This window comes from Oscillibacter sp. CU971 (assembly GCF_905219725.1).
In the GTDB taxonomy this organism is placed as follows: domain Bacteria; phylum Bacillota; class Clostridia; order Oscillospirales; family Oscillospiraceae; genus Oscillibacter.
In genome coordinates, this window is sequence record NZ_CAJMXG010000518.1 from 1 (window position 1) to 1,267 (window position 1,267).

Below are 1,267 nucleotides of genomic sequence, written 5' to 3' on the forward strand. Positions count from 1 at the left end.
GCACATGCAGGACCTTTTAAGCGAGTACCGGGACTATCTGGACATGTGTAATGGGCAGGATTATAACATGCGCAGCAGTTTTGTCCTGTATCCCAGAGATTTGCAAAAATCCCACGATAAAGTTGCCCAGAATATCAAGGCCAAAAAAGATGAGAACATACAGTGCGGCTTCCAATCAGCCTACGCCCGTGTCGGGAACAGCCTGGATTTTGAGTACAACGGCTTGAAAATCGTCCGCCCCAATACGCCGGACGAAATCATCCGGGAGGGCAATGTGCTGCACCACTGTGTCGGCGCATATGTCAAAAGAATCGCCCAAAAAGAGTGCCTGATTCTGTTCCTGCGGCGATGCGGGAATGAGGCCAAGCCCTTTTATACGATTGAAGTTCGTCACCGGAGAATCGTCCAGGTGCGCGGTCAGGGTAATCAGGACCCAACACATGCGGTTCAGGACTTTATCGACCATTGGAAGCGAGAAGTCCTGCACGCCGTTGTGTATGAGGCCGCCTGAAGCTGCGGGAATGGCATTTGTCCGGATCTTTTTTGCGTCCTTCACAGGACGTCAGCGGCTATTCTGACGAACGAACCGGACTTCAGGGCCGATATTCCAAAAAGCATATCAAAGAAATCAAAACCTTTCTTTGGGAGCGGCTACTCAGCATTGGAATCCGGACGGGGCCTGGACCTACGGAGCAGTCAGCGCCGGAGAAACCGCATGACAAGATAGACAATCGTCAGAATCCGAAAGGGGGAACAAATCATGACTTACAATGGAAGAGAAGTCCTGACCTGGGACAATTTCAGCTGTCAGGCGTCGCATCTCGGCAGCTATGTGACCGAGGACACGGTGGATATTCTGATAGACAGCCTGCCGCCGCTCTGTATGACTTCTGATCTGGTCCAGGTTGGGGAGCCGCTTGGTGAGAAGCTTGACCCGGCCACAGGCAAATGGCGGGAAACCTACATAACTTTCAAGCGGATTGCTTATCCCGTGAATCCAGGCCGGCCTGGCGTCTGGGAATACAGGGGGCATTGCTTTCCCAGCGAATCCACAGAGCGCTGGAGGAAGCAAACATCTTGACTCAGTGCAGCTATCAAAGTGAAATCCATTCTCCCCCTTGGCAGATGATAGCGGACGGGAGGGGGATTGTCAATGGCGAGGGCTTATGCCTGTGCTTCGCGCACCATTGACAATCCCCCTCCCGCCCACTTTGTTGCGGCCAAGGGGGCAAATGGATAAAAATGGTTATGGCGGAAAGGAGAGCAT

Annotated in this window: 2 protein-coding genes; both read left to right on the forward strand. The window is 52.8% G+C overall.

The genetic code is table 11. The annotated features are described in order from the left end of the window. On the forward strand, positions 1–511 hold a 511-nt coding region (locus tag JX325_RS17070), incomplete at its 5' end, for a PcfJ domain-containing protein (RefSeq protein WP_204792209.1). A gap of 249 nt (positions 512–760) precedes the next feature. Beyond that, positions 761–1,081 carry a hypothetical protein gene (locus tag JX325_RS17075; protein ID WP_204792210.1) on the forward strand — a complete coding sequence of 107 codons (321 nt, stop codon included), beginning with the start codon at positions 761–763 and terminating at the stop codon, positions 1,079–1,081. The last annotated feature ends 186 nt before the right edge of the window (positions 1,082–1,267 follow it).

Excerpts from the sequence above, each read along its gene's own strand:
- JX325_RS17075 (WP_204792210.1), top strand. The coding sequence starts at position 761 with ATGACTTACAATGGAAGAGAAGTCCTGACCTGGGACAATTTCAGCTGT.